Annotated in this window: 2 protein-coding genes; both read left to right on the top strand. The window is 61.2% G+C overall.

Annotated elements, in window-relative coordinates; translation table 11 throughout:
- Positions 1–154 precede the first annotated feature (154 nt).
- Positions 155–3439: an ATP-dependent RNA helicase HrpA gene (gene hrpA, locus H0V34_07545; protein MBA2491554.1), complete on the top strand. Its 3285-nt coding sequence runs from the start codon at positions 155–157 to the stop codon at positions 3437–3439.
- Positions 3412–3918, top strand: coding sequence for a DUF3418 domain-containing protein (locus H0V34_07540; protein ID MBA2491553.1), 507 nt, complete (start codon positions 3412–3414; stop codon positions 3916–3918). The genes hrpA and H0V34_07540 overlap by 28 nt, the downstream gene beginning before the upstream one ends.
- Positions 3919–4058: the final 140 nt, after the last annotated feature.

Below are 4058 nucleotides of genomic sequence, written 5' to 3'. Positions count from 1 at the left end.
CCGGCATGCTGGACACGCCGCAGGCCGTGTCCGCGGCTCTGCAATCGTGCATGCTCGCCGATCGGCCCGCAGTCGAGGCGCTTCTGCGAAAGCTTAAGGCCGCGCCACGGGCTGCGCGGCCACGGCTCAAGGCGCGGCTGCAGGCCAGTATCGAATCCTCCACGGCCAGTTTTTCGCGGCGGCGCCAAGGCCGACTTTTGTCGCGGCGCTGCCCATTGTCCAGGAAAAACGTAAGATAGCGGACGCGATCCGGCAACATCAAACCGTTATCGTGTGCGGCGAAACGGGCTCCGGAAAATCCACACAACTGCCCAAAATCTGCCTGGAGCTGGGCCGCGGCCTGGCGGGCCTCATCGGTCACACTCAGCCAAGACGCATCGCCGCGCGCAGTGTCGGTGCGCGTATCGCGGACGAGCTTGGCGCCAAGATCGGTGACGCCGTCGGTTTCAAGGTGCGATTCAGCGATCAGGTCGGCGCGCGGGCCTATATCAAACTGATGACCGACGGCATTCTGCTGGCGGAAATGCGCACAGATCCCTGGTTGCGGCAATATGACACGCTGATCATCGACGAGGCGCACGAGCGCAGCCTCAATATCGATTTTCTGCTGGGATGCGTGAAGCGGATACTGCCGCGGCGACCGGAGTTGCGCCTGATCATCGCCTCGGCCACCATTGAACCGCAACGGTTCGCCGAGTATTTCAGCGGCGCGCCGATCATTGAAGTGTCCGGACGCAGTCATCCGGTGGAAGTCCGCTATCGTCCGCCGATAGCCGGGATCAAGGAAACCCAGGATGCCGCGGATGCCAGAACCATGCGTGACGCGGTGGATGAGGTTTTACGCATCGGTCCCGGCGATGTACTGGTGTTTCTCCCCGGTGAGCGCGAAATCCGCGAGAACGCGGAGCTGTTGCGCAAACATCGTCCCGGCATCGAAATCCTGCCGCTTTACGCACGACTCTCGCCCGCGGAGCAGGACCGCGTGTTCAAACCGCATCGCGGGCGCCACGTCGTGCTGGCCACCAATGTCGCGGAGACCTCGCTCACGGTGCCCGGCATCCATTATGTAATCGACACGGGACTGGCGCGCATCAGCCGCTATAGCGCGCGCCGCAAGGTGCAACGCCTGGTTACGGAGGGCGTTTCGCAGGCGTCCGCTAAGCAGCGGCTCGGACGCTGCGGCCGTATTGCCGACGGCGTGTGCGTTCGTCTCTATGCGCAGGAAGAGCTGGACGCCCGTCCGGCGTTCACCGATCCTGAGGTCAAGCGCACCAGTCTGGCGTCCGTGATTCTACAAATGGCGCATTTGGGTCTGGGACCGGCGGAATCGTTCCCCTTTCTGGATCCGCCTGACAGTCGCCTGATTAACGACGGTTACAAATTGCTGGAGATGCTGGGCGCCGTGAACGCGCGCCGTGAATTGACGAAGACTGGTAAACAGCTTGCGCGACTGCCGCTAGACCCGCGGCTGGCGCGCATTGTCGTGGCCGCGCGGCAGGAACGCTGCCTAGACGAGGCGTTGATTATCACCAGCCTGCTTGCGTCGCAGGACCCACGGCTGCGCCCGGCCGACAATCCTCAGGCAGCCGATGAAATACACCGTCAGTTCCTGAATCCGCGCTCGGATTTTCTGGCGTTGATAAAGCTTTGGCGCTTTATGCACTCGGAAACCATTTCGGTTTCTCGACTGCGCAAGCGATGCGAGCAGAATTTTATTTCCTATGTGAGGCTGCGCGAATGGCAGGATCTCCATCGCCAACTGGGATCGGCGACCGCAGCCATGTCCGCGCGCCGCTACGATGACACGGTCGCGCCTCCGACCATCGCGTCCGCGATAACACATGAGCCCGACTATGCCGCTATCCACAAGGCAGTGCTCGCGGGGTTTGTAGATCAGATCGGTTACCGCGACGAAAAAAACAGTTTCCTCGGCGCGCGCAACCTCAGGTTCTCGATTTTCCCAGGCTCGGGATTGCACAAGAAGCCGCCGAAGTGGCTGGTTGCGGCGGAGCTCGCCGAAACCACGCGCCTTTACGCGCGCACCGTCGCGGAGATCAGACCGCAGTGGGCGGAGCAGGCCGCACCGCATCTGCTTAAGCGCGAGCATTTCGAGCCGTACTGGCAGGAGGCCGCGGCGAGAGTCGGCGTGTATGAGCGGGTAAGCTTATTCGGGCTGGTGCTGGAAGCGCGCCGACGCGTTGATTACGGACGTATCAACCCTGATCATGCACATGAAATCTTTGTGCGCGAGGCGCTGATCGAGGGACATTTTCGAACGCGCGCGGCGTTTTTCCAGCATAACCGCCAGTTGATAAACGACATCGAAAAACAGGAGGCGCAGGTGCGCCGGCGCGACATGCTGGCTCACCCCGATGTTTTGTACCGTTTCTATGAAGAACGGGTGCCCGCTGAAATACACACCGGCGCGGCGTTTGAGAAATGGCTGAACGCCGATGAGAGCCACGCGAAAAGCTTGTATCTGACCCGTGCGCAGTTGACGCGCCAGAATACGATGGCCCCGTCGGCCGCGGACTTTCCGGCCGCTATGGAAATCGGTGGCGCGCGGCTGCCCCTTCAGTATCGCTTCGAGCCAGGCCATGAAGCGGACGGCGCGACCCTGCAAGTGCCGCTTGCGCTACTCAACCAGCTCGATGAAAAGCGCCTGGAATGGCTCGTGCCCGGTCTACTCAAGGAGAAGCTAGCGAGTCTTATTAAAGGCCTGCCGAAGCCCTTGCGACGCAACTTCGTGCCCGCGCCGGATTTCGCGCAAGCCTGCGTGGAATCCCTGTCGGCCACGGACGAACCGTTGGTCGACGCGCTCACGGCAGCGCTCACTCGCATGACCGGCGTGGCGATACCGCGTGAAGCGTGGTCAGAGGCGACTCTGCCGCCGCACCTGCTACTGCGCCTGGAGGTTTTCGACGGTGACAAGAGGGTAGATCACGGCTGTGATCTGTCGGCACTGCGGGCATGCTGGGGACGACGCGCGGCAGCGGAATTCCAGTCTATGCATGCGTTCGATCGCAGCGGGTTGACGCAATGGGACTTCGGTTCGTTACCAGAATCAATTGAGACGCAACAAGCGGGTGCGGCCCTCAAAGGCTATCCGGCGCTGCTGGACGATGGCGATAGTGTTTCGCTGCAGGTCTTCGATACGCGTGACGGGGCCCGGCGGCGCATGCGCGCGGGTGTGCGTAGACTCTATATGCTAAACGCCAGGGATCAGGTTCGGCACCTGCAGCGGACATTGCGGGCGATGCCTGATTTATGCCTTTACTATCAACAGATCGGCGCCTGCGAGTCGTTGCGAACCGACCTGATCGAGGCCGCATTCGACCGGGCATACGTCGATTCCAAACCGCTGCCACGCGATGCCGTGGCGTTCGAGGCCGGACTGAATCGGGACGGGCATTGTCGATCGATACGGCCGATGCGCTGATTGCGGAGACAAGAATTGTTCTGGAGCTGCACCATCGTCTCCGTCAGCAGCTTAACAGAGGGCGGTTCAGGGCCTGGCCGGCCGCGGTCGAAGATATGGATTCACAGTTGGGTCATCTGGTCTACGCGGGTTTTGTTCGCCAGACGCCCGCGCGGCGGCTGATGCAACTGCAGCGCTTTCTGCACGGTGCCGAGGCACGCATGGACAAACTTTCGCAGGCGCCAGACAAGGACCGTCAGTTGCAGACTGAAATCGAACCCTGGTGGCAGCGTTGTATTGCGATCATTGACCGCGCCGATAACGACTGGCGCGGTAATTCTGCCTTTCAGGAATATCGCTGGATGGTCGAGGAATACCGTGTTTCGCTATTTGCCCAGAACCTTGGCACGGTGGTCAGAGTATCGCCCAAACGCCTTGAGGCCCAGTGGAAACGATCGCGCCTGGCAACACCCGGGCGTCGCATAACCACATCGGCCTGACTCTCGACGAAAGGCATTAGCCGATGCGCATGCAACGCGCCAAAAGAAGTTATCCGCTTGGCGATGCCGACCGTGGTGTAGTAGACGTAGAAGGCGAGCTTACTCAAAACGCCACTTGAATTGCGCGCTCAAGATGTCGC

It is taken from the genome of Gammaproteobacteria bacterium (assembly GCA_013696315.1).
Classification (GTDB): domain Bacteria; phylum Pseudomonadota; class Gammaproteobacteria; order JACCYU01; family JACCYU01; genus JACCYU01.
Note: the sequence above shows the minus strand (reverse complement) of the source record. Positions and strands in the feature narration are given on the sequence as shown.